General features: G+C 53.0%; 19 protein-coding genes. 3 read left to right on the top strand and 16 right to left on the bottom strand.

The window, feature by feature from the left end:
* Window positions 1–38 precede the first annotated feature (38 nt).
* Window positions 39–1,871 (top strand): alpha-glycosidase, encoded by a 1,833-nt coding sequence (locus MHI42_RS28335; protein WP_342421338.1) that lies wholly within the window; start codon window positions 39–41, stop codon window positions 1,869–1,871.
* Window positions 1,872–2,393: 522 nt separating this feature from the next.
* On the opposite strand, the gene MHI42_RS28330 is transcribed toward MHI42_RS28335, so the two are convergent.
* From MHI42_RS28330 to MHI42_RS28295, 8 genes are all read right to left on the bottom strand, one after another.
* Window positions 2,394–2,819, bottom strand: a complete 426-nt coding sequence (locus tag MHI42_RS28330) for a GNAT family N-acetyltransferase (protein WP_342421337.1) — start codon at window positions 2,817–2,819, stop codon at window positions 2,394–2,396.
* Between the two features lie 15 nt (window positions 2,820–2,834).
* A complete protein-coding gene (locus MHI42_RS28325) occupies window positions 2,835–3,593 on the bottom strand; it encodes an amino acid ABC transporter ATP-binding protein (protein WP_342421336.1) in 759 nt (252 codons plus the stop codon).
* On the bottom strand, window positions 3,586–4,326 hold the full coding sequence (locus MHI42_RS28320) for an amino acid ABC transporter permease (protein ID WP_342421335.1): 741 nt from the start codon (window positions 4,324–4,326) through the stop codon (window positions 3,586–3,588). Before MHI42_RS28320 ends, MHI42_RS28325 begins: the two co-directional genes overlap by 8 nt.
* A 12-nt stretch (window positions 4,327–4,338) precedes the next feature.
* Window positions 4,339–5,199, bottom strand: a complete 861-nt coding sequence (locus MHI42_RS28315) for a transporter substrate-binding domain-containing protein (protein WP_342421334.1) — start codon at window positions 5,197–5,199, stop codon at window positions 4,339–4,341.
* Window positions 5,200–5,431: 232 nt separating this feature from the next.
* Window positions 5,432–6,442 carry a glutathione S-transferase C-terminal domain-containing protein gene (locus MHI42_RS28310; protein ID WP_342421333.1) on the bottom strand — a complete coding sequence of 337 codons (1,011 nt, stop codon included), beginning with the start codon at window positions 6,440–6,442 and terminating at the stop codon, window positions 5,432–5,434.
* A 67-nt stretch (window positions 6,443–6,509) separates the two neighbouring features.
* Window positions 6,510–7,484: a glutathione S-transferase C-terminal domain-containing protein gene (locus MHI42_RS28305; protein WP_342421332.1), complete on the bottom strand. Its 975-nt coding sequence runs from the start codon at window positions 7,482–7,484 to the stop codon at window positions 6,510–6,512.
* Complete coding sequence (locus MHI42_RS28300) at window positions 7,477–7,935, bottom strand: GNAT family N-acetyltransferase (protein WP_342421331.1); 459 nt, start codon at window positions 7,933–7,935, stop codon at window positions 7,477–7,479. Before MHI42_RS28300 ends, MHI42_RS28305 begins: the two co-directional genes overlap by 8 nt.
* A 25-nt stretch (window positions 7,936–7,960) precedes the next feature.
* On the bottom strand, window positions 7,961–8,935 hold the full coding sequence (locus MHI42_RS28295; RefSeq protein WP_342421330.1) for a glutathione S-transferase C-terminal domain-containing protein: 975 nt from the start codon (window positions 8,933–8,935) through the stop codon (window positions 7,961–7,963).
* Window positions 8,936–9,301: 366 nt separating this feature from the next.
* Between MHI42_RS28295 and MHI42_RS28290 the strand changes: the two genes are divergently transcribed.
* Window positions 9,302–10,003, top strand: coding sequence for a helix-turn-helix domain-containing protein (locus MHI42_RS28290; RefSeq protein WP_342421329.1), 702 nt, complete (start codon window positions 9,302–9,304; stop codon window positions 10,001–10,003).
* A gap of 4 nt (window positions 10,004–10,007) precedes the next feature.
* Here the strand turns inward: MHI42_RS28290 and MHI42_RS28285 are convergent, their stop codons facing one another.
* The 4 genes from MHI42_RS28285 to MHI42_RS28270 form a co-directional block, all read right to left on the bottom strand.
* The gene (locus MHI42_RS28285; RefSeq protein WP_342421328.1) at window positions 10,008–10,481 is read right to left on the bottom strand and encodes a hypothetical protein; all 474 of its coding nucleotides are present in this window, start codon (window positions 10,479–10,481) and stop codon (window positions 10,008–10,010) included.
* Window positions 10,478–11,737 carry a DNA polymerase IV gene (locus tag MHI42_RS28280; RefSeq protein WP_342421327.1) on the bottom strand — a complete coding sequence of 420 codons (1,260 nt, stop codon included), beginning with the start codon at window positions 11,735–11,737 and terminating at the stop codon, window positions 10,478–10,480. The genes MHI42_RS28285 and MHI42_RS28280 overlap by 4 nt, the downstream gene beginning before the upstream one ends.
* Window positions 11,730–11,927, bottom strand: a complete 198-nt coding sequence (locus tag MHI42_RS28275) for a hypothetical protein (RefSeq protein WP_081970197.1) — start codon at window positions 11,925–11,927, stop codon at window positions 11,730–11,732. Before MHI42_RS28275 ends, MHI42_RS28280 begins: the two co-directional genes overlap by 8 nt.
* A 657-nt stretch (window positions 11,928–12,584) precedes the next feature.
* Complete coding sequence (locus MHI42_RS28270; RefSeq protein WP_039294546.1) at window positions 12,585–13,004, bottom strand: Rrf2 family transcriptional regulator; 420 nt, start codon at window positions 13,002–13,004, stop codon at window positions 12,585–12,587.
* A gap of 319 nt (window positions 13,005–13,323) precedes the next feature.
* Between MHI42_RS28270 and mnmA the strand changes: the two genes are divergently transcribed.
* Window positions 13,324–14,445, top strand: coding sequence for a tRNA 2-thiouridine(34) synthase MnmA (gene mnmA / locus MHI42_RS28265; RefSeq protein WP_342421326.1), 1,122 nt, complete (start codon window positions 13,324–13,326; stop codon window positions 14,443–14,445).
* A gap of 156 nt (window positions 14,446–14,601) precedes the next feature.
* Here the strand turns inward: mnmA and MHI42_RS28260 are convergent, their stop codons facing one another.
* The 4 genes from MHI42_RS28260 to MHI42_RS28245 all read right to left on the bottom strand — a co-directional run bounded on the left by MHI42_RS28260 (window position 14,602) and on the right by MHI42_RS28245 (window position 22,429).
* A complete protein-coding gene (locus MHI42_RS28260) occupies window positions 14,602–17,478 on the bottom strand; it encodes a glycoside hydrolase family 48 protein (RefSeq protein ID WP_342421325.1) in 2,877 nt (958 codons plus the stop codon).
* Window positions 17,479–17,505: 27 nt separating this feature from the next.
* Window positions 17,506–20,196 (bottom strand): glycoside hydrolase family 9 protein, encoded by a 2,691-nt coding sequence (locus MHI42_RS28255; protein ID WP_342424817.1) that lies wholly within the window; start codon window positions 20,194–20,196, stop codon window positions 17,506–17,508.
* Window positions 20,197–20,650: 454 nt separating this feature from the next.
* Window positions 20,651–21,961 carry a replication-associated recombination protein A gene (locus MHI42_RS28250; RefSeq protein WP_171720885.1) on the bottom strand — a complete coding sequence of 437 codons (1,311 nt, stop codon included), beginning with the start codon at window positions 21,959–21,961 and terminating at the stop codon, window positions 20,651–20,653.
* Between the two features lie 186 nt (window positions 21,962–22,147).
* Window positions 22,148–22,429 carry a CD3324 family protein gene (locus MHI42_RS28245; RefSeq protein ID WP_039294537.1) on the bottom strand — a complete coding sequence of 94 codons (282 nt, stop codon included), beginning with the start codon at window positions 22,427–22,429 and terminating at the stop codon, window positions 22,148–22,150.
* Between the last annotated feature and the right edge of the window lie 491 nt (window positions 22,430–22,920).

Genomic DNA, 22,920 nt, shown 5'->3' with positions numbered 1-22,920 from the left:
ATTATATCCATTCATTATTGATCCCAGGAGGAATAGACATGGCTATCAGCAGACATGCACTGACATCAGCAACAGCACCAGGCACCTCCATTGAGCTTGAGTGCCTCTATCATTCTCCGCAGGGCAAATGGGCCTATGCTTATAACAGCACTACCTTTCACCTGCGTCTACGCAGCAAAAAGAACAATGTGAAACGGGTATTTGCGCTAACGGGCGATAAATACGATTGGGAGCATCATCATCAGGAGCTGGAAATGCTCAAGGTGGGTGCAGATGCCTATTTCGATTACTGGGAAGCCGAGGTAACGCCCGAACACAAACGTTTCTCCTACGGCTTCCGCCTGGAAACGGATGCGGAGACGGTATGGATGGTTGAATCCGGCTTCTATAGGAAAGAGCAGCCTACGCCTCCCGGAGGCTATTATGAAATGCCTTATATTCACGAGGTGGATCTGCTGCATGTTCCGGAATGGGCGAAGTCCGCGGTCTTCTATCAGATCATGCCGGACCGGTTCGCCAACGGCGATCCGGCGAATGATCCTGAAGGAACGCTCGAATGGGGCGCTACGCCGGCGAGTGACAGCTTTTTTGGCGGAGACCTGAAGGGCATTATCGACCATCTGGATTATCTGCTGGAGCTTGGCGTAACGGCGCTGTATCTGACACCTATCTTCCAGGCTCCCAGCAACCATAAATACGATACGGTAGACTACGGAACGATCGACTCCAGCTTCGGGGATTTGGAGCTGCTGAAGCAGCTGGTCAGCCTGGCCCATTCCAAAGGGCTTAAGGTAGTGCTGGATGCCGTCTTCAACCATACAAGCGCGGAGTTTCTGCCATTCAAGGATGTAATTGAACATGGGGCAGACTCCAAATACGCCAATTGGTTTCATATCTATGATTATCCGGTTAAGGCCGAAGGTGACAATCCCAATTACGATACGTTTGGCTTCTTCGCCGGGATGCCCAAGCTGAATACAGCCAACCCGGAAACCAAAGAATATCTGCTGGACATCACCCGCTTCTGGCTCAGCGAGGTCCAGATCGACGGCTGGCGGCTGGATGTGGCTAACGAGGTGGATCACGCCTTCTGGCGCGAATTCCGCCAGGCGGTCAAAGAGATTAACCCGGAGGCGTTCATCATCGGTGAGGTATGGAGCGACTCCCTCAGCTGGCTGCAGGGGGATCAGTTCGATTCCGTAATGAACTATCCTTTCTCTGACCGGCTGCTGGAGTTCTTCCGGGGAGAGGAGATGGAGCCGGCGGCCTTCGCCTCCCATATCTATGGGCTTCTAATGCGGTACCCGCGGCAGGCCAATGAAGTGCTGTTCAATCTTCTCGCCAGCCATGATACCCCCAGAGTTCTTACCCGGCTCGGCGGGGATACCCGGAGACTGAAACTGACAGTCACCTTCCTGCTTACTTTTACCGGAACGCCTTGTATCTTCTATGGAGATGAAATCGGACTTACGGGAGAAGATGACCCGGATTGCCGTAAATGTATGATCTGGGAGGAGGACCGTCAGGACCGAGAGCTATTCAGCTTCTATCAGCGCATGATTGCCCTGCGCAAGGAACATGAGGTACTGCGTACCGGTCACTTCCGTTTCCTGCAGAGTGATGGAGATAGCCGGGGCCTCGTGTATGAACGGTTTGATGACAACAGCCGCTTTACTGTCTGGATGAACAATTCCAGCGAACCGTTAACCCTTCAGCAATCATTCACCGGGGGCAGCTGGCAGGACGCCTTCAGCGGTGAGCCGGTGGAGATGGACGGCGACGGAATCAGCATTACGCTGGAACCGCTGGGGTTCCGGATACTGCGGAGTGTGGCTGAGGCTGCGGATGATGGTGCGAAGCCTGAGAATTAATTGACCCGGCAGGCTGCCAAAAAAAAGAGGTGTTCCTGAAGCCATTACTGGCTGCAGGGACACCTCCTTTGCATGCTGACAGCGATGTTTGCAGCTATGAACGCCTCCGCACTGTAATCGCAGGGACCTCCGGCCGCTCACTCCATCGTTTCCGTACTCGCGCACACTATTCGGTTGCTCACTTTGCCGATTCTCCTCACTGCCTGGACAAACATATAGTCGCCTTGCACTTCGTATACCGTTTCGCGACTCAAGTTCGCCTTACGCACCTGTAGACACTTGCTGGTCGCCAGTTTTGCCACACCGCCCGAAATTAGTGGATTTTCAGCATCTATTCATCCCTTGGAATTCACTTTACGGGTAACAAGTGGATTAACGTCACTTATTTCCATCCCATTCCCCGTTATTAGGCAGCGTCAGTGAAATTAAGTGTCGTTTGTCCAACTAATCCTGCGCAAACAGCAAATCCCCCAACTTTAGATGTCGTTTATCCACTTATTCTCCCGGCGCAGATAGCGCCACTTATATAAACCCCATCCGCGCTATTGCTGTGATCTTATCCGGATGATAACGCGCCAGCCCCGTCTTCATTCTCCTGAATCCCTGCTCCTCATACCAGGAGACCGTATCGGGATGCGTGTACAAAACAACGTTGCATTCCGCCGTCTCCTCCAGGATGAGCGCGATGAGCTTTTTACCGAGACCCTGGTGATGGTACGCTTCGTCTACAGCAATGTTGTAGATCGCCGCCTGCGAAATTCCGTCGGATAAGGCTCTTCCACACCCGATGATCTTATCTCCATCCAGGATGAATACATTCACCGCACTGTTGCTGAAGGCCGTTTCCGTCTGTGCCGGAGTGAAGTCGGTTAAGCCGAAGCCGTTCAGCAGGACGGTGACCTGTGCCCAGTCGATATTCGTGCGGTCTTTCCGGTAGGTGTATGTCATCAGCGTTCCTCTTCATTAAATAGTGAATTCCGGTTCCTGATCCCGGTAATAATTCGCCAGAAACTGCTTGGTGCGCTCCGACTTCGGACGGGAAAAGACTTCCTCAGGCGTTCCGTCCTCCACGATTACGCCCTGATCCAGAAACAGTACCCGCGTAGCTACCTTGCGGACAAAGCTCATTTCGTGCGACACCAGCAGCATCGTATTGCCTGCCTCCGCCGCCTTGCGGATCGTATCCAGCACCTCGCCGACCAGCTCCGGATCAAGCGCCGAGGTCGGTTCGTCGAACAGCAGAATCTTCGGCTGCATCGCCAGCGCCCGGGCGATACCCACCCGCTGCTGCTGTCCGCCGGACAACTGCTTCGGATAATGGTGCATCCGGTCGGACAGCCCCACACCGGCAAGATGCCTGGCGGCAATCTTCCGCGCTTCTTCCTTGGGCACCTTGCGGACGACAATCAGACCCTCCATCACATTCTCCAGTGCCGTCTTCTGCCGGAACAGATTGAACTGCTGGAACACCATCGCCGTGCTCTTCCGCAGTTCCAGCACATCCGCTTTCGTTTTCCGGGCAAAATCGACCTGCAGCTGGTCCAGCCTGATCGTCCCTGCGTCCGGCACTTCCAGCAGATTGATCGACCGCAGCAGCGTGGATTTGCCGGCACCTGATGAACCGATGACCGCGACTACATCCCCTTTGCGGATCGTCAGATCAATCTGATCCAGGACCTTGTGCTTGTGGAAGGACTTCGTTAACCCGCGGATCTCAATCAAGGATGACATCTCCCTTCCGTTTTCTCAGGCTTTTGAAGTCAATATCCAGCCGCTTCTCCAGCAGGGCAATCGCCTGTTCAATCAGGATCGTCATTCCCCAGTAGATCAGCGCAAGCGAACAATAGGACTCGAAGAACCGCAGATTATTCCCGGCCAGGATCCTCGACTGCGCGGTAATCTCCACCACGGAGCAGACGAAGGCCAGCGAGGTGCCCTTCATCAGCCCGATCAGGGCATTCCCCAGCGTAGGAAGGGCTACGATAAATGCCTCCGGAAGAATGATCCGCCGCAGCACCTGACCATACGTCATACCCAGCGAATGCGCCGCTTCAATCTGGCCTTTGTCTACCGACTGCAGGGCCGCACGGATCACCTCGGAGTTATACGCCGCCTCATTCAGCGACAGGGCCAGCAGCACATAAAAAATCGAAGGAATCGAATTCACGTTATAGCTGGTTTCATGATAGTAGTTATAATATTTCAGAATCAGCGGAATTCCGGCATAGGACAAATACAGCTGAACCAGGATGGGCGTTCCCCGGACAAACGAAATGAACACGGCGCTGATCTGGTAGAGCACGGGGATTCTTTTCATCTTAATGATCGCCAGCAGAAGCCCCAGAAGGAGCCCCGCCAGCATGGCAATCACCGTCAGCTCGAGCGTAACCGGCAAGTATTTCAGCAGCTTGGGAATCAGGGTGAAGACCAGCTCAAGATCAAATATATTAGGCATCGCGCCGGCCGCCTATTGAATTTCCGGAGCGAAATCACCATTTAAATACTGCTCGCTCAGCTTCGATACCGTACCGTCCTTAATGAGCTCCTGAATCCGCCCGTTGACATCCTTCAGCAGCTGCTCACTGTTCCCGCCCTTGCTGAGAATCAGATAGCTGTACGGCACGCCGATCCGGTCCGTGTCCTCCTGGGACAGCGGAATCGCCTTCAGCTTCAGACCATACTCCTTGATGTACAGCTGCAGCATCGCCGCATCAATCAGGTTGAAGTCATCGGCGCCGCTCTCCACATTCTGCAGAATCGTCACCAGCTCAGCGTCACTGTATTTCAGATCTACCGGCGTTTTGGCAATTTCCTTATTGTATTTCTCCAGGGCAACCGTATAGTTCACACTCGGGCTAACCTCCGTTGTCTTCCCTTCCAGATCGGCAAAGGACTGAATATCCCCGCGGTCTTCCTTCACGGCAATGACAAACTGGTTTTTGAAAATCGGATCAGAGTAGTTATACTTCTCCCTCCGCTCCGCATTGCTGGCGAAATTGTTCGCGCCAATCTGATAACGGTCCGAATCGAGGCCCGCGAAGATCGACGGGAATTCCGTCTTTTCAATATTAATCTCGTACTGGGGCAGTCCCTCAAAAACGGCTTTGACCACCTGGATATCGTACCCGTCGATTTCATTCTTGTCATTCACATAAGAGAAGGGCTTGGGCGCACCGCCTGTAGCAATATTAACCGTAATTTTATCGTTGTTTGCCGAAGCTTCACCTGCTGAATTTCCGGATTCCTTGTTATCATTTCCGCAAGCCACACCCCCCGCCAGCAGTACCGCCGCCGTAAGTCCCAGTCCAAGCTTTCTCCATATCTTCATCCCCGTAATCCCCCTATAATCTATTGATTTATCTAGGTTGAACTTAATTTTTGAAAAAGGATATGCCGCCGCTGCGGTGAGTTTTGGACTTCCAGCCGCTGTTAGGTTTGAATTTCCTGATTTTATTCCGCTGGTTGCGGATGAAATCCAAACCTAAAGGCGGACGCTATCGCTCCTACAGTTCCAAAATCCCCTCCGCGGCTCCTTCCTTTTCTACAGATTATAATTCAATCTATGATCTCGTCTTAAATTTCTGCTCCGGGTCACTGCTCTTCGCCCCTCTGTCATGCGGCTGCGACCACAGTCCCTCATAATCAATCTGATCCCAGAACCGCGTATTATAATCGATGAAAATCGTTGATTTGTCGCCATTCCCTCTGGCCAGATCCCGCAGATATGTATTGTTCTTGAACGCCGGGATTGCGTACAGGTCTCGTGCATACCCCCAGATGTTCCTGAAATCCACAATCCGGTTACGAAGGGGGCCGAGATTCTTGAAATAGTACGTATCGAACCGGGCCAGTGTTACGAATAACCGTACATCAGAGTCCGTAACATAATCCCCGAATAAAAAGCGGCGGTGCGCCAGACGTTCCTCGATGGAATCCAGCGCTGTATACAGATGCTCATAGGCATCGTTGTAGGCTTCAATGGACTGGGCGAACATCGCTTTATAGACGCCGTTGTTCACATTGTCGAACAGGAAATCATTGTACTTGTCGATGTCTGCCCTAAGCTCCGCCGGATATAAATCCGGTGCGCCAGCCTTATGAAAGGGGGCGAACTCCTTCTCCAGATAGTTGGTCAGCCAGACGTAATCGTTATTGACCACTTTCCCCGTCTGAACGTCGATGACCGCAGGAACCGTGGGTCTGCCTTTATACTCCGGGTCGGCGTTCGCGTATAGCTCACTTAAGAATTGCACGCCCAGCACGGGATCACTCTGATTCTCATTGAAAACAAACTCCCAGCCCAGATTCTGCTCATGCTTGCCGTGACCTACCAGATTGATGCTGATGACCTCCTCAAGGCCGAGCAATTCTCTGACGATCGAGGCCCGGTTAGACCAGTGGCAGCCTTTGGCCCAGATCAGGCGGTAGCGTCCCGCTTCCACTGGCAGCTTGCCCTCCCCTTCGCCGAAGGGGGTGGTGAAATGATTCTTCTGGCGGACAAAATAGCCCTGCTCATTGATCTCATGCTCGGTTTCTTTCGGCCGGACACGTACGTTAGCTTCAGAACTCATCGGTAATGCCTCCTCTTTGCTATTATTTTACCGGGGACAAGCCTGTGTATCCTTGCTCGCTTCCTTACTAGCTGAATCTGTGCCGATTATGCGGTTCGTTCCAGATGGATACGTCCGGCCCTTTAGCCAGCAGCTGATGGGGATTATTCGCATGATTGCCGAGCTGGTAGCCTCTTTTGATCGAATCGAAGTCAGTCGTATCCCCGAAGCCGGGGGTCTGATACAGATCCTTGGCATAGTTCCAGAGGTTCGGGAAATCAATAATCCGGTTCCGGTTCGTCCGGAAGACCGAATAATACGCCGCATCGAAACGCACCAGTGTCACATAGAAACGGACATCGGAATCTGTGATGGAATCGCCGAACAGATATCTTTGTGCCGATAGTCTCTCCTCCAGCTGATCCAGCCGGGTGAACAAAACATCATAAGCCTGCTCGTAGGCCGCCTGGGAATGGGCGAATCCGGCCTTGTACACTCCGTTATTCACCTCATGGAACAGCAGCTCGTTGAACTCATCAATCTCTGCCCGAAGCTCCTCTGGATACAGGTCAGGAGCCCCTTCCTTATGAAAAGGCTTGAATGCTGTCTCGAAGTAGTGGGTCAGCCGGAAATAATCGTTATTCACAACCTTCCGCTCCAGCACATCCACGACCGTTGGTACGGTTGCTCTGCCGCTGTAGTCAGGGTCCGTCTCCGCATAAATGTCCGGCAGATAGCGGATACCCAGCACCGGGTCCACGCCGCCCTCGTCCAGCGAGAACTCCCAGCCATTCTCCGTCCGCACCGGACTGGCCGTGCCAAGACTAATGACATCCTGCAGTCCCAGCAGTTCACGTACAATAACCGCGCGGTGCGCCCAAGGGCAAATCCTTGCCCACAGCAGACGATAGCGCCCTGCCTCTACCGGCAGTTCACCGGACTGATTGCCAAAGGGAGTGGTGAAGCGGTTCTTTTGACGGTTAAAGGCTCCATCCTTGGTGATTTCCTTCGCGATCTCGTGGTTCACAATCTTCGTACCCTCGATGGTATTGTTATTAGGCATGATGCTGCTCCTCTGCTTGGTGGATTTCTTTCTCGGTATGGACGACCGGAATGGAGGACTTGATCACGATCTCCGGCCTCGCGGTATAACCCAGACTCTCATAGAAACCTACGGCCTGCTGCTGGCTGGTAATGACGATCCGCTGAATGCCCAGCTCTCTGATCCATTCCTCGGCGGCCCCGATCAGCTGCCGGCCATAACCTTGGTGCTGAAACTCAGGAATGACACCGACCCGTTCGATCTTGGCGTACTCCTCATGGTTCAGATTAATCCGGGCGGTGGCGACAGCCTGCTCATTCTCCTCCAGCAGCAGGTAGTGATACTGCCCGCCATAGACTTCATCAAATTCAAATTGCTTGGGGATTCCTTGTCCCTGTACAAAGGTTCTGGTTCTGACCTCGTAGACACCGGCCAGCTGCCATACCGCATCTACTCTGTAAATGTTCGTCATGTTCGTCCTCTCTGCTTCTGCCGTCTTAAGCCGGATATTCCCGGTCACGCCCATGCGGAATGTTCCACTGGCTTAAATCAGGTCCTTTGGGCAGGATGCGGTACGGATTAGAGCCTTCAGCAGCCAGAAGCACCGATAAATGATAATGCCGTTTGATAGCGTCAAAATCCGTTGTATCTCCAAACCCCGGAATCTGGTATAAATCCCTGGCATACGCCCATAGATGGCGGTAATCGGCAAGCCGCTGACGGTTGGCGCGGAATGCCGTGTAATAAGCGATATCGAAGCGGGCTAACGTGGTGTACAGACGGACATCCGCATCGGTCAGCTGATCCCCGAACAGATAGCGGCCTCTGGAGAGCCGGTCTTCCAGTTCATCCAGCCGTTCGAATAGAGCGTGATAGGCCGCCTCATAGGCTTCCTGCGAACGGGCAAACCCGGCCTTGTATACACCGTTGTTCACATCATGGAAGATCCGTCCGTTCAGCTCATCAATCTCTGCCCGCAGATGCAGGGGATACAAATCCGGCGCATCCTGCTTATGCAGCGGAGCCCAGGCGGTCTCCAGGTGATGGGTCAGCTTAAAATAATCATTCTGGACTACCTTCCCGGTCGCGATTTCTACAACCGCCGGAACCGTAGGGCGCCCCGTATAACCGGGATCAGCAGCCAGATAAGCCTCACTCAGGTAGCGGGTGCCCAGCACCGGGTCTTTCCCGCCTTCATCCAAGGTAAAAGCCCAGTCCGTATGCGGAAGAGCCGGCCGGAGCGGGTCCACCGTGCCCAGACTGATAGCTTCTTCAAGCCCGAGCAGGCGCCGAACTATGACCGCGCGGTGGGCCCATGGGCAAGCGGTTGACCAGATTAGCCGGTACCGCCCCTTTTCCACGGGAAGCTCATCAGGGTTATCGCCGAACGCGGCAGAGAAACGGTTAGCCTGTCTTACAAATGCTCCGCTGGCCGCAAGTTCTGCGGAAGCTGCCTGGATCTTATTAGTCATCTCTAATAGCCTCCTTTTACAAGTGCCCGCCCAATATTTCCGACTAACTTCATCGGTTTATATGATTATAGTTCGATAAACCATTCACTTATAGTAAAAATCGGAACCCCTGTTCACACTTTCGTTGCTTGACTTGAGCGGCAGGACTCGTTTTAATGTGAATATCTTATTAAATACTATTATTCTCATTGGCTAAATAGGTTTTGAGAGAAGAGAGGTGTCTTCCATATGTATTTGCCAGCCAGACCATCCGTACTCTATCGCCCCTTTCAGCCAACTTTTGAAAAACAGCTGCAATCCTACTCCGAGTACAAGCCTTCCTTGACCGCTCCTTTTGGCGGCGGTATTCAATTTCACGGATTTTATATGGATGACCTCAGCGTCAATCAAATGTTTGTCCTTCCGGAAGGCTGCATGAGTCTTGTCATTTGCTGTTATCCGGAGCACCCGTCAGCCAACATATGCGGCACATTATATAAAGGCAGACAGGGGTTATTTGTCCGGTCGGAGTGCGAGTACTTTGTGATCCGCTTTCTTCCGGGCTACGCGGAGCATTTCTTCCGTTATTCTATTGGGGAATTCAGTGAACTGGAGATTCCGGTCGGGGATGTTCTTCCTCATGCGGCGGAATTGCTGGAGCGGGTGGTGGAGAAGAAGACTTTTCATGAACGGGTCAGAGCCTTTGAGGAATATTACAACACCTACATACTGGGCCGGCTGGAGATCCCGCGGCTGATTGAATATTTAACCGATCGGATTATCCGCAGCCGCGGCACACTGCATGTTAACGATCTATCCAAAGACACGGGCTATTCCAGCCGTTATATGATCAAAGCCTTCGAGCGTTATATCGGGGCCTCCCCCAAGCTGTTCAGCCGCATTATCCGCTTTCAGCATGTACTGGGGTTATTAGAGGGTAACCATTACAAAGAAACTCTCGAGCATATCTTCGAGCTTGGTTATTTCGATCAGAACCACTTCATTAAAGAGTTCAAGGAATTCAGTCTGACGACGCCCAAAAAGTATATCATCAAAGGAACTACGGGGAATTTGGCGGATGAATCTTAAGTTCTTATTTCAGATATTCTTTCCATGCGGCTCCAAGTTCCGCAGTATACCGGGTCAGCCGTAAGCTGATCTCGGTGCGCATCACATCACGCGTAAGTCCGAACCGTTCCTGATATCCCCGGCAAAAGATTTTGTGATACACCAGGAACTCCTCCTGCTCATCGGGCAGCACTTTGATATTGCGCTGCTTCAGCTCTTTTTGCAGCTGGTAGGTATCCTGCATGATCCGGCGCTGTATCGCTTGACCGGCAATCACAAAGGCGCGCTTAAGGATGCTGCTGGACAGCTCGATCTCCTTCAGGCTCCGGCTGACCATAGTATCTATGTAAGGAAGCAAAATGAGGTCACGCACCATCGTCCGCTCCTCGACAGTGATCATTTTTCTAACCGTATCCTCCTGCTTCTCCTCAAACTGATCCACATGCTCACTCATCAACATCTTGGTTTTCCACCGCTCATTTCCGTTTAATTTGCTCATTTATAATGACCCCCAATCTGCTGTGCCCGTTCCAGTGCAACCCCGGATTCCAGCAAAGAGGATGCGCGGATAAGCGCCCGGCTGCCGTATCTGGTTTTGATCTGATCCACTGCCCGTTCTCTGCTCAATGTGCGGATGCGGTCATCGAATAAGGTGAGCTGCATGACACTGTCATCGGTCAGCTGGGAGATAGAGATCGCCAGACGGCTTAGCGGCATCCCCGTCCAATGATCCACAAACAAGCGGTAGGCCGCCGCTGCCACCTCATGCGTTAAAGACGACGGCTCCGGCAGTGTCACTTGTCTGCTGTAGGAGTTAGATTTGTTACCGTCCGTCTCTGCTACCGCGATAGACACCACCGACCCCATATACCGGTATTTCCGCGCCCGCTGGCACACCTCGATCACCAGTTCCAGCAACACAACCTCAATTTCCGGCAGCCGGGTATAGAGATTCCAGCGCAGCGCCTTCCCGTGCCCGACCGACTTGATCTGGTGGCGTATCCCGGTAACAACCGGGCTGGGATCGATCCCGCGCGCCGTCTGCCAATAATATTCCGCTTGAATATCGCTCTGCTTGCCCATGGTCGTGCGCATTCTCCGCTTGAACTCACCCAGCTCCATCCGCGCAATATCTCCAATCGTAGTAATCCCCATACGGTAAAAATTCTTGGTCATCCGTCCAGCCACCATAAACATTTCATGCACCGGCAGCGGCCAGAGCTCTGTGTCTATATTGTCGTAATCGAGCCTGAAGATCCCTCCTTCCTTCTTCTTGGCAAAGTTGTTGGCCATCTTGGCCAGAATTTTGGTCGGTCCGACTCCCACCCGGGTCCACACCCCCGTAGATAACAGGACATGATGCTGGATGGAACGAATCATATCCGGCAGATCTCCTCCAAAAACACTCAAAGAACCGGTCACATCCAAAAACTGCTCATCGATGCTAAAGGCCTCAACCTGGTCGGTATACCCCTTATAGATTTCTGAAATCATCAGCGAGACCTGGATATACGTACTCATCCGCGGGCGGATCACTACGAGATCCCGGCATTTGGTCATGGCTTCACCCACGCGTGATGCGGTGGTTACACCATGAGATTTGGCGATAGGGCAGGCAGCCAAGACAATACCGTTCATCCGCGTGGGATCGCCGACTGCGACAGGCATATCTTTATACTCGGGATGCGCAGCCTTTTCGACACTTGCATAGAAGGATTGGCAATCCGAGAGCAGAATGATCCGGTCTTTAGGCATATTTCTGCCTCTGTACCGGGTGCCAGGACAAGATGCTGTCCGTCAGGAAAACACGGGGCAGGCCGGTGCTCAGACAGGTAGCCCGTATGCGGCCGTCACGAATCCCGTGCACTTCAATTTTCCGCTGCGTAATCTTGCCCGCTTTGTCCAGGTATATCATTTCAATCGTTTGGCCGATACTCATTTTCATGACTGATCGCCTCCGGTATAATAAGAACATTTGTTTGTATTATAACCAGGATTAAGTTTTTTAAGCAATGGTAAAATAGAACAGGCGTTCTTGTTTGATAAGAGTAGCTTATGCGTTGCTGGTGAGTATTAGAACCGGATAGGAGCGGGATGGGCTGGAGGGAGGTACCAGTGAGAGACAATTCGTATTGGGAATACGGGGAAACCCTGGGGCGCATCCAAAAAGTAGGCTTATAAAGTCTCCTTTTTTTGTCTGCGGCGTTATGTGTAATGATGCTAAGGAATTTATTGGAAAATCGAGATAAAAATATCCGGACTGCGAGGCGTCTGATGTTGACGCAAGAATTCCTTGATCCAGCGATATCTGTGGCAGAGATCAGGAGGTTTTTATAGAATCCTGCACATAATACAACATTTTCCTCATCCTATCGGCCCAAATCCAACATTGTTGTATAAAATGCAGGATTTCACCTCACCCAAGCGGCTTAGCAGGATTATTCTTGTATTTCATACAACAATCCTCCCGAATACCTCGCTATCTATGAATCAAAGTTGCAAAACGTACAACATTTATCTCTAAAGAGATGTATATCCAGCAACACAACAAAGCCCCTTCGAAGTCGCGGACGACTCGAAGGGGCTTTGTATCCTAATTACCTTAGATATAGAACATATAATTATCCGCGTGGCTCTCTTCCTTGAAGTTGATCAGATCGGATAATGTGGTGGAGTCCAGCACATCGGCGATGCTGTCGCGGATGCGCAGCCACAGGTCGCGCTTGGCCGGGTCATCTTCTTCTGTGAAGTCCACAGGAGAAATCGGGCCTTCCAGTACGCGGATGATGTCTCCGGCAGTAATGGTGCTGGTCTCGCGGGACAGAATATACCCGCCGTATGCGCCGCGGATACTTTTTACAAGTCCGGCATTACGCAGCGGGGCGATCAGTTGCTCCAGATAATGCTCGGAAAGTCCGTTTTTCTCGGCAATGCTCTTAAGTGATGTTGGCCCTTCACCAAATCTCAGGGCAAGCTCCATCATAATGGTTAATCCGTAACGTCCTTTGGTTGATATTTTCAAAGGGGCACCTCTTTCGGTTTAGTTGCTGGTTCTGTGGTTCCTGTTTCGCTGGTTAGACATGAGATATGTCATATCAACGTATTCCGATGTTTGCTCTCAGCTTATGTTATCATATCTTTGGACACATTTGGAACACCCAACGGGAATAATTCGCGATTTTGTTCACCAGTGGTGGACAAATTGTCAATTTTGAACCGTTTTCCGCTATATTTTATAACAGCCTTCTCCTGTTTGGGGTAGACAGGTATGTTATAATACACAATGAGCCGGGTGTTCAGTCAGAACGCCGGTATTTTGTGCATAGAAAATGGTGATCACGATGACAAAAGCTAATCAGGATATCCGTGTCGTCGTCGGTATGTCGGGTGGGGTCGATTCCTCTGTTACAGCGCTTCTGCTGAAGCAGCAGGGTTATGATGTCATCGGCATCTTCATGAAGAATTGGGATGATACCGACGAGTTCGGCGTATGTACGGCTGAGACCGATGCCGAGGATGTGCGCCGCGTGTGCGAGCAGATCGATATTCCTTACTATACCGTTAATTTCGAGAAGGAATACTTTGATAAAGTCTTTTCCTATTTCCTCGAAGAATATAAGGCCGGCCGGACACCGAATCCGGATGTGATGTGCAACCGCGAGATCAAGTTCGGAGAATTCCTGAACAAAGCGCTGCAGCTTGGCGCAGATTACGTGGCAACCGGACATTACGCCCGGGTAGTAGAAGAAGATGGCATATTCAAGCTGCTGCGCGGCGTGGACAACAACAAAGACCAGACTTATTTCCTCAATGCGCTGAACCAGTACCAGCTCTCCAAGGCCATGTTCCCGATCGGGCATCTGCCGAAGCCTGAGGTGCGGAGAATTGCCGAGGAAGCCGGACTCTACACCGCCAAGAAAAAAGACAGCACCGGCGTCTGCTTCATCGGAGAACGTAATTTCCGTGAATTCCTGAGCCAATACCTGCCGGCGCAGTCGGGCGATATGGTCGATATCGCCACCGGTGAAGTCAAGGGCCGTCACGACGGCCTCATGTATTATACGCTGGGCCAGCGCCAGGGTCTTGGCATCGGCGGCTCCGGCACAGGTGAACCGTGGTTCGTGGCCGAGAAGGATCTGGCAAGCAATACCCTGTATGTCGTACAGGGCGAGAAGCATGTCAGCCTGTACTCCACCAGCCTCATAGCCTCCGGCGTGAACTGGATTGATGCAGCTACACTGGGCGATACGCCGCTGAAGTGCACCGCCAAGTTCCGCTACCGCCAGCCGGATCAGGGTGTTACGCTGACGAAGCAGGAGGACGGAACCGTGCATGTTGCATTTGATGTTCAGCAGAAGGCGATCACGCCGGGACAGGCTGTGGTGTTCTACCTTGGTGATACGTGTCTGGGCGGCGGAACCATTGAGACTGCCGAGAAGGTCGTGCCGCTGCTGCAGGTGTAACTGCATCACCTGTCGGAGACGAGCCCCTAATGCATACAAAAGAACCTTCAACACCACCGGATCGTGGAGCTGAAGGTTCTTTTATTCGTTATTGTACGGGATAATGCTCAGACCAGCAGATTCCGGCCGGATTCCGGCAACAGAATGTCCGCTTTATTACGGCTGAACCCCCCATACCCGTAAGCCATTCAAGTACAGTGGTACCCGGTTCCAGTCTGTATAAGCCGTTTTGGTTGAATCATAGGAATAATCATCGGCCTTATTGTAATTGCTCCAATCGGTTTTGTTAATGCGCAGCTGAATTTCCCCGGTGTTCGCCCCGGGTGCCAGACTGCCGGCACCGGCGCTGAAGGAAATCTCCACATAATAATCCGCTCCTGCAACCGCAGGATCAAGCTTCACGAAGCTGCCCAGCACATTGCTGCCGCCGAGTGTTGCATAATCGACATTGAACTGCTGAGGTTTCTCTCCGTCAATCGTGTAATAGTAACGGAGCTTGACCTTACTGAGATCTACCGCTGTCGTCCCGTTGTTGACAATCCGCAGCTGCGGACGGAACTGCGAATCTGTGGCGTTCGTATCCGTTGTACGGTATTGAACCACCAGGTTCGCCGCAGCAGGCGTAGCCGTTGGCGTGACCGTCGGTGTAGCCGTTGGCATTGTCGTCGGTGTAGCCGTTGGCGTCGGCGTAGCTGTTGGTGTGGCCGTTGGTGTGGCCGTTGGTGTAGCCGTTGGAGTGACCGTCGGCGTAGCTGTTGGCGTGGCCGTTGGCGTTGTGGTCGGTGTAGCTGTCGGTATTGGACCGCTGCCGTTATTGATTAGCCGGTCGTATTCCGCATAGGCTGTAGCGATGTCCACCTGTGACCAGAAGCGGTGATAGGTGAACTCAGGTGCGCCATTGTCCCATGTCTTGGTTGTTTTGTTGTATGAGCTGTTGTACTTGCCTTCCAGGTAACTCCACTTGGGATCATTTTTGATATCGGGAAGCACATCGGTATAGCTCGCATAGACTCCGTTTCCGCCCTTGGCCGGATCAGAAGGTACTGTCGCGCTGCCCGGTATAGTGTTTCCTTGGCCGAAGGTCCCCGTCCAGCCCGCAGGGAAATATACCTCTTTGGTGAAGAACCGGAAATAATCCGCCCGCTTCTCAAGCGTCGTAATTCCCAGTCCATCATTGTAGCCCCAGGCTGTATCCAGCAGGGACTTGGCCAATTGTGAAGCGGTTCCGCCGAGCGCAGTATAACTGCCGTGTTCCGCTTTGCTTCCTGCGGCAAAGAACGTAAGCGCTTTAATATAGCTGCCCAGCACACCGGTATCCTGTCCGGGATCTTTGGTCACTGCCTTGAGGCCGCTGTTGCCGCTAAAAGAGTTGAAGCCGCCCCATGTATCCGGCTGGCCCTGCCACTCCACATTGCCCGGAATCCAGAACTCGCCGGGTGCGGACACGGTGGCAATCTGCGGATCATCTCCGCCCAGAATCCGGTTTCCCTGCAGGTCCAGATAATAGCCGGCGGCATCCGTTACCGGACGGCTGCCCGCAAAGGCATAATCTGTAGACCAGTCAATCCAGTTCTCAATCACCCGTTTGGCCATTTTGAAATTGGCCGAGGTGGTATCCCCGCTGGAAGCCAGAATGTAATACAGCTCGGCTACCCGTTCCACGCTCCAGGCCTGCATCCCGAACCAATTGTTGGATGGCGGGTCATGGTAGACTGGAGCCTCGTCGTAGGCCATGCCGTAGAAGGTGCTTGTACCGGCGGGATAAGCACTGTATGAGCCGCCATAGCTGTTCGTGGCACCGCCTGCAATAGCTCCTTCAGAGGATTGCAGCCAGTTGTAGAATTCCAGCTGGCGGGTCAGCGATTTGCCCCAATCCTCTCCGGCTGTTGCCGAAGCCGGAATCAGGCCGCCGTCTGCAGTGGACAGTGCATAGGCTGCAACCACATTCTGATAACCCTGGTGCGCATGGCTCGCGCCGATTCTCCAGGCCCAGTTGCCGGTTGTTCCAAGGCCCCCGCCCCAGGCAGTATACCAGGCCAGCAGATACTGGCTGGAATCCTTGCCGGTTCCCGCTTCAGGTGTGCCGTCAGCAGCGCTGCCGACTTTCTGGAAGTACTTATCGTACATGCCATAACGCAGGAAGTCGCCCATTTTCTTGGCTTTGTTCAGATAGACCGTATTGGTGTATCCAAGGTCCTTGGCCCAGTACATCGCTTGCACAGCGCGTGCATCCGCGTCTGTAGCATTCGTATAACGCCATTGTGCGGAAGGTACGCTATTTTCCTTGGTGAATAGGCTCATGAAGCCTTCATTCGTCTTGCCGAACGATTTGTCATCCTGTGAAGGATGCGCCACCGCTTCCCAGACGGATTCCTGCACTCCGCGCTGGAAGGTATTCACATAAGCAGCGGTATGCGCAGGATTCAGCAGATTGCCGAAGCCGTACCAGTTGTCCACATCCACCAGCCAGTGCATCAGATAGGTCTGGTTATTGCCGTAGGTCGACTTCAGCTCTCCATCCAGCGGGTCCTTGCCCGGCGTATATTTGCCGTTCAGCGCACTTGGATACAGATCCGGCTGGGCAAGCTCCGAGGCGTAGGTTGCCGGACTGTTCGGGTTGTAATTGCTCATCGTCGGCTGCTCCTGCACGCCGTCGCCTTCATTAACCGGGATGATGTATTTCTCCATATTGTCCCAGGCGGCTTCGAGCTTGCTCCAGTCTCCGGTATTATAGCCATACAGCACTTCAAGCCACATCCAGTAGCTGTAGGCCTCGGAGGTGGTCATATGCCCGTAGTTGGGCGCCTCGCTAAGCAGGGTCTCCACCGCGTGATAAGGAATGCCTTCCGCCGAGAAATAGCCGCTCGCCGGGTCTTTCAGCTGGGCATATAATTGCAGAAATCTTGTCTGTTCTACCGATGCAGCCTTGGCTGTCCCGGGTCTGAAATTAAAGATACCGCTTGTAAGAGAAATGATCAGGATGGCAGCCATTACTATGGAGAATGGTTTCTTGATTGAACTCAGCTTTATCATTTCGGCATACTTCCTCTCTGGAATGATTTATGGTTCCAAGCCCCACACAAGCGTTCCTGCACGGTAAAGTGTAGCTTTCTCCCAATCCGCGAAGGTCTGCTGGGTTCCACCATAGGAATAGTCATTGCTCTCATTGTAGGCCGTCCAGTCCGTCTTGTTGAACCGCACCTGAATCTCCCCGCTATCCGCCCCCGGAGCCAGGCTTCCTGCCCCTGCGGCAAAGGAAATCTCCACATAAGAATCCGCCAGGGATACCGGCGCGTCCAGCTTCACAAAGCTTCCGCTCAGGTTGCCGCTGCCGACAACAGCGTAGTCACAGTGAAATTCCTGCGGCTTGTCCCCGTCCACGGTGTAATAATAGCGCAGCTTCAGACCACTGAGTGCAATGGTCTCGGTCCCTGTGTTGACAATCCGGAACTGGCTGCGGATCTGAGAATCACCGGGACTTGTGTCATTGGTGCGGTACTGTACACGCAAAGCTCCAGTAACCGGCGGGGTGGTCTCGCGCGGCCGGGCCGTAGTCTGTGCAGACGCCGTACTCTCCCCCACACTGTTCGATGCGGTCACCACGTAATAGTAGTCCACTCCGTTCGTCAGCCCGCTGTCGCTGTAGACGGCTCCGTTTGCCGTGCCGATCACCGTGTACGGTCCGCCGCTCACCAGAGAGCGCTTGACCGTATACTGGGAAGCACCGCTGACCGCATTCCAGCTCAAGGCCACGCTGGCATTGCCGGGTACAGCCTGCAGGCCGGACGGACGGCCCGGAACCTGGGGTTCACCGGGGGTTCCGCCGCCGGGAGGCAGCTCCCCGTATACCTTGACACCCGCATCAAATACCGGAATATACGGATTCTTCGTCGCCGAGGAAGCACCTGGTGCCACTCCCTTGAAGGAGAAGTCATTACTGTTGTCCCAGAAGGTGGTGTTCAGCGGCCCGGCAATCCGGAACTGGACCTCCTTGCGGTAAGCGGATTGTCCGCCCGGATAAATCGGTGTGCCGGAGAAATCTACTTTGGTGTAGTAGATATGATTCGCTTCATCATAAGGCAGCAGCTGCGAGACGGTTGCCCCCTGATTGTAGCCTCCCGCCTTGACGGTGATATCTGCTGGTCCATACCCTGCAGCCACAGCCTCACTTATGTCCATATAGTAGTTGAAGGACATTTGACTGCTGGAGCGGGCAGGCCACCCGGAGCGGTTATTGAGCAGTGCACGGATTTCCACAAAATTGCTGCCGCTGGCGTTCACAGAGGTCTCGGTGAACATTTCATCCTCACGCGTTTCGGCCGGCGGGAAATTCACAAGCGGCTGCTGGCCCTGCCCGTGGAGCAGCATCATTTTGGCCAAAGCGCCGGTAAAGGCTGAATTGTAATCGGTTGCAACTTCGTTGGAGACATAATCGCTGATCGTATCGGTGTAGCTGTCTGTCTTGGAAGGTCCTCCGACCAGTGCGCCGTACAGCACATGCCGGTGGTTCGCAGGACTGGTCTGGCTGTCGCTCCAGGAGCCGTGCGAGGTGCGGTGATGAGGATGCTGGGGCGCATTCGCGCCGAAGCCGATCACATAGCTGCTGCTCCGCGGATTATCGCCCAGCATATAGGTAATCTGCCGCTCCGCAAAGGTCTGGGCGGTGCTCTTCTTCACCGGATCTGAAACCCAGTCCGCATAGACAAAGGCCATGAATGCCTGGTTGGCCGCATACCGCAGCGCCCCCCATTGGTCCAGATGGGCCAGCCCCCCGGGAGTATAAGCTACCCGGTCAGAGGTACCGTTCACTCCGGTGGTCCAAAACTGCATATTCCGTTCAGTGGATTGAATGAATTTGGGATCACCCGTAATGCGGGACAGCAGGAGCTGTGCACCGTAATGCTTGTCATCCCAGGATTGGGTCCACTGATAACCCCAATCTCCGGCTTGGTTCGTGCCCCACAGATTGCTGGCGGCAGTAGCCTTGTCCAGATAGGTCTGCTCGCCGGTCGCTAAGTACAGCCAGACACCGCCCCAGCTTAATTCATCGGCGTAGCTGCTCCACGAATTGTAATACTGCTTGGCATCAGTGATTGTATCGGAGTAAGCCCCGCGGTACGTATCGGCAAAATTGTATAATTGCTTGGCATGCAGCAGCAGCTTGTCCGCATAAGCGGCATCCGAATCCCTGAAAATAATGGAAGCTGAGGCAAGCGCAGCAGCGGTCTCCGCTGCCAGATCAGAGCCGGGATGCGCAGCATCAATCTTGTAGGATGGACGTGCCATTTGCATGACCTCCGCCGGTCCCCACCAGTTATGATCCGCCGTGCCGTTGCCGACCTGTCCCCACAGCTCATTAGGAGCCGTATGCGCTTTCACAAAATAGTCTGTTGCCCAGCGGATATTGTCCAGAATCTCATCCAGCTGCCCCGATTGCACGTAGCCATCCTTGTATTCATAGACCGACCATGCCAGCATGGTGGAGGTGTACGCCATAGGAAATCCGAATTTAACATGATCCCCTGCGTCATACCAGCCTCCCGTCAGATCGTGGCCGACATCCGCACCGTCCTGCAGCCCGGAATCGCCCCGCCATTCCACACGATTGTTCGCCGGCAGATCACCCGACCGCTGTGTCTCATAGAAATAGATAGATTTCTGCAGTGCCTCTGCATAATTAATCCCGGCGGTTGCGGCTTTGCTGACATGCGGATAAATAACAGTCCCTGAAGCAATAGTGCAGGTTAGCATTAAGCTCAGTGCTGCGATACAGCCTGTCTTCCGTCTCGTTTGCTTCACCTTAACTCATCTCCCTTCGATTCTTACGTTTCAGCCCGATCGGGTGACTCACGCGCAGATACCTCCCCAGCGTCCATTGAAGACATTTCATAAGACATTCTATTCAGTACACTCCATCCCCCACCCCCCTCTTACAAATTAAGGAAATAATCTCCCTATCTACACATATACCACATAAAGTAATTTAATTCTATATATTTACAATTACATCCACTGAAAACAGACTCGTTTTGTCAAAAAATTACCATTTTTATCATATTTGCCGTTTCATCAACCGAAAAAAACGCCTAACGTGCTTCAGGTGCACGCGGATACGCAAGCAAAAGACCACCGCAGTTGAGTGCATGCGGTGGTCTCACTTTACTTCTCTTCCTTAATTGGTCTTCCCATGCATCTGAGTGGAGCGCTATTGCCCGCGACGCAGCTGCTGGTTATGGCGGATCTTCGCCTCGTTGCCCTGCTCGGTCGCCTGATAGAACACCCTCCGGGAGATCGCCTTCGGAAGATAGTCCTGCTTCACATAATGGCCGGGGAAATTATGGGGATACTGGTATCCCTCATGTCCCAGCTGGGCTGCCCCTTTATAATGCGTATCCCGCAAATGCAGCGGCACCTCAGCCGACTTCAGATCCTCCAGGCTATCCATGACGTTCGCGATTGCCATCACCACGCCGTTTGATTTCGGGCTCTCCACCGCAAACAGGATTGCCTGCGCGATATTCAGCTTCGCCTCCGGCCAGCCGTTGTTGCGGTACGCATCCAGCGCACTGACAGCCTGAACCATCGCCTGCGGGTTAGCCAGGCCGATATCCTCGCTGCTCGCGGCGATCAGACGGCGGATGAAGGTCATCGGGTCCATGCCGAGCTTCTCCACGGCGTAGAGGAACCAGAACAGGGCGGCGTCGCTGGAGCCGCGGATGCTTTTGTGAAAAGCGGACAGCACATCATACTGCGTAGACTCGTCCGCTTTGACAATCGGCCGGCGGATGGACTCCTCCGCCACCTCCAGCGTGATATGCACGCTGCCGTCACTCTCCGGGGCAGTGGTCATCGCCGCCAGCTCCAGCGCGTTCAAGGCGCGGCGGATATCGCCGTTAGCCATCGTGGCGATATGCTGCAGCGCGTCCTCATCCGCCTTCAGATCCATGAACCCCAGGCCCCGCTGCTCATCGGCGAGCGCCCGCTTCATGGCAATCAGGCTATGCTCACTGGTCAGGGACTCCAGCTGGAACAGCGTGGAGCGGCTCATAAGCGCCCCGTTCACATAATGGAACGGATTCTCCGTCGTGGCGCCGATGAAGGTAATCGTCCCCTTCTCCACTGCCGGCAGCAGCGCATCCTGGCGGGAGCTGTTGAAGCGGTGGACCTCGTCCAGAAACAGAATGGTCTTCGAGCCGTACAGCGCCTTGTTGCTCTGGGCGCGTTCAATAACCTCGCGGACATCCTTGACCGAGGCTTCCACCGCGTTCAGCCGGACAAATTCACCTTGGGTATGATGCGATATGATATGAGCCAAGGTTGTTTTGCCGCAGCCTGGAGGCCCGTACAGCAAGATGGAAGACACCTGATCGGCCTCAATGGCCCTGCGCAGCAGCTTGCCGCGGCCTACAATATGCTCCTGTCCAATATATTCATCGAGATTCACGGGACGCATCCGGTCTGCAAGCAGCCGTCCGCTCCCGTTCCCGTTATCCTCACCCAGCGAGAATAAATCCATAACTCCACTTCCTTGCTAGTAATCTGGTATTTCGCTATTTCTTCGATAGAAAGAACTGGCTGCCTTCTATCATACCATACCCGCAGCTTTCATTAAAAAGAGCATGACCTCGCCATCACCGGCGGGAGCATGCTCTTTGTTCTATTCTTAGAACTTATATGTTTGGGGTTGTTTCAAATATTCAGGCTAGCTGTTCAGCGCCAGCCTCATTTTTGAAATGATTTTGCGGATACTTTCTTCGGATAAATGATATCTCTTCTGCAGCTCGTTCACCGAGCAGCCGCTGCTGTGACTACAGAAGATCTCTTCATTGCGGTTCGCAATTTCTTGCCGGGAGCCGCTGTTCTCGCCCCATCGTACCCGCTCTTCCGTCTTCTTCGGGATGTATAGCAATTCACCCTGGATGTAGCCCTGTAGCTCTTCGAGCAATCCCGGGGGGAGCACATCCTTTCCATTTACGTAACTCACGTTCTGGTTCCTCCTTCAACAGGTGTGTTCCGTTAAGTCCGATCACTGCGCTGTTCTTGATAATCATGCCACCTGCCTCCTTTCTTCTCCTCAAATTTGGTAAATAACCTAAATTCATTATATTAAACCCTGCGGTCAGCGTCTACATTCATTGTTTATCAGTAATCTATCAGTAGTTTGTCAGTGTACTTCTATATATTTTAGCTAAGCCTGAAATATATAGACGCTATCTATACATAAGGAGGCCTCGCGGCCTCCCCTTAAACAGGCTTCCGTCTTAGACGGAAACCACCTCGTATTCTGAAAACATTGCCATCAGCCTCCTTCCAGAAGTAATCTTGCCCGGCCGGACACTTATTATTAAGCCACAGGTATCCGCGGGTTACAAGTTCAAGAATAGTTATAATCGTTCTCCACCTTGAGCTCACGTTAATCATAACTTTCAGGAGGAATGCATAGCGGTAATTTTAGCCAAAAAAATTTTGACGAAA

It is taken from the genome of Paenibacillus sp. FSL E2-0178, assembly GCF_038593005.1.
In the GTDB taxonomy this organism is placed as follows: domain Bacteria; phylum Bacillota; class Bacilli; order Paenibacillales; family Paenibacillaceae; genus Paenibacillus_AQ; species Paenibacillus_AQ phytohabitans.
The sequence above is the reverse complement of the archived record's forward strand: the minus strand, read 5'-3'. Positions and strand labels throughout refer to the sequence as shown.

Bases quoted from the DNA above. Each gene is read 5' to 3' on its own strand.
- MHI42_RS28335 (WP_342421338.1), top strand. From the start codon at position 39: ATGGCTATCAGCAGACATGCACTGACATCAGCAACAGCACCAGGCACC.
- MHI42_RS28330 (WP_342421337.1), bottom strand. From the start codon at position 2,819: ATGACATACACCTACCGGAAAGACCGCACGAATATCGACTGGGCACAG.
- MHI42_RS28320 (WP_342421335.1), bottom strand. From the start codon at position 4,326: ATGCCTAATATATTTGATCTTGAGCTGGTCTTCACCCTGATTCCCAAG.
- MHI42_RS28315 (WP_342421334.1), bottom strand. From the start codon at position 5,199: ATGAAGATATGGAGAAAGCTTGGACTGGGACTTACGGCGGCGGTACTG.
- MHI42_RS28310 (WP_342421333.1), bottom strand. From the start codon at position 6,442: ATGAGTTCTGAAGCTAACGTACGTGTCCGGCCGAAAGAAACCGAGCAT.
- MHI42_RS28305 (WP_342421332.1), bottom strand. From the start codon at position 7,484: ATGCCTAATAACAATACCATCGAGGGTACGAAGATTGTGAACCACGAG.
- MHI42_RS28300 (WP_342421331.1), bottom strand. From the start codon at position 7,935: ATGACGAACATTTACAGAGTAGATGCGGTATGGCAGCTGGCCGGTGTC.
- MHI42_RS28295 (WP_342421330.1), bottom strand. From the start codon at position 8,935: ATGACTAATAAGATCCAGGCAGCTTCCGCAGAACTTGCGGCCAGCGGA.
- MHI42_RS28290 (WP_342421329.1), top strand. From the start codon at position 9,302: ATGGATGACCTCAGCGTCAATCAAATGTTTGTCCTTCCGGAAGGCTGC.
- MHI42_RS28285 (WP_342421328.1), bottom strand. From the start codon at position 10,481: ATGAGCAAATTAAACGGAAATGAGCGGTGGAAAACCAAGATGTTGATG.
- MHI42_RS28280 (WP_342421327.1), bottom strand. From the start codon at position 11,737: ATGCCTAAAGACCGGATCATTCTGCTCTCGGATTGCCAATCCTTCTAT.
- MHI42_RS28275 (WP_081970197.1), bottom strand. From the start codon at position 11,927: ATGAAAATGAGTATCGGCCAAACGATTGAAATGATATACCTGGACAAA.
- mnmA (WP_342421326.1), top strand. From the start codon at position 13,324: ATGACAAAAGCTAATCAGGATATCCGTGTCGTCGTCGGTATGTCGGGT.
- MHI42_RS28260 (WP_342421325.1), bottom strand. From the start codon at position 17,478: ATGATAAAGCTGAGTTCAATCAAGAAACCATTCTCCATAGTAATGGCT.
- MHI42_RS28255 (WP_342424817.1), bottom strand. From the start codon at position 20,196: ATGCTAACCTGCACTATTGCTTCAGGGACTGTTATTTATCCGCATGTC.
- MHI42_RS28250 (WP_171720885.1), bottom strand. From the start codon at position 21,961: ATGGATTTATTCTCGCTGGGTGAGGATAACGGGAACGGGAGCGGACGG.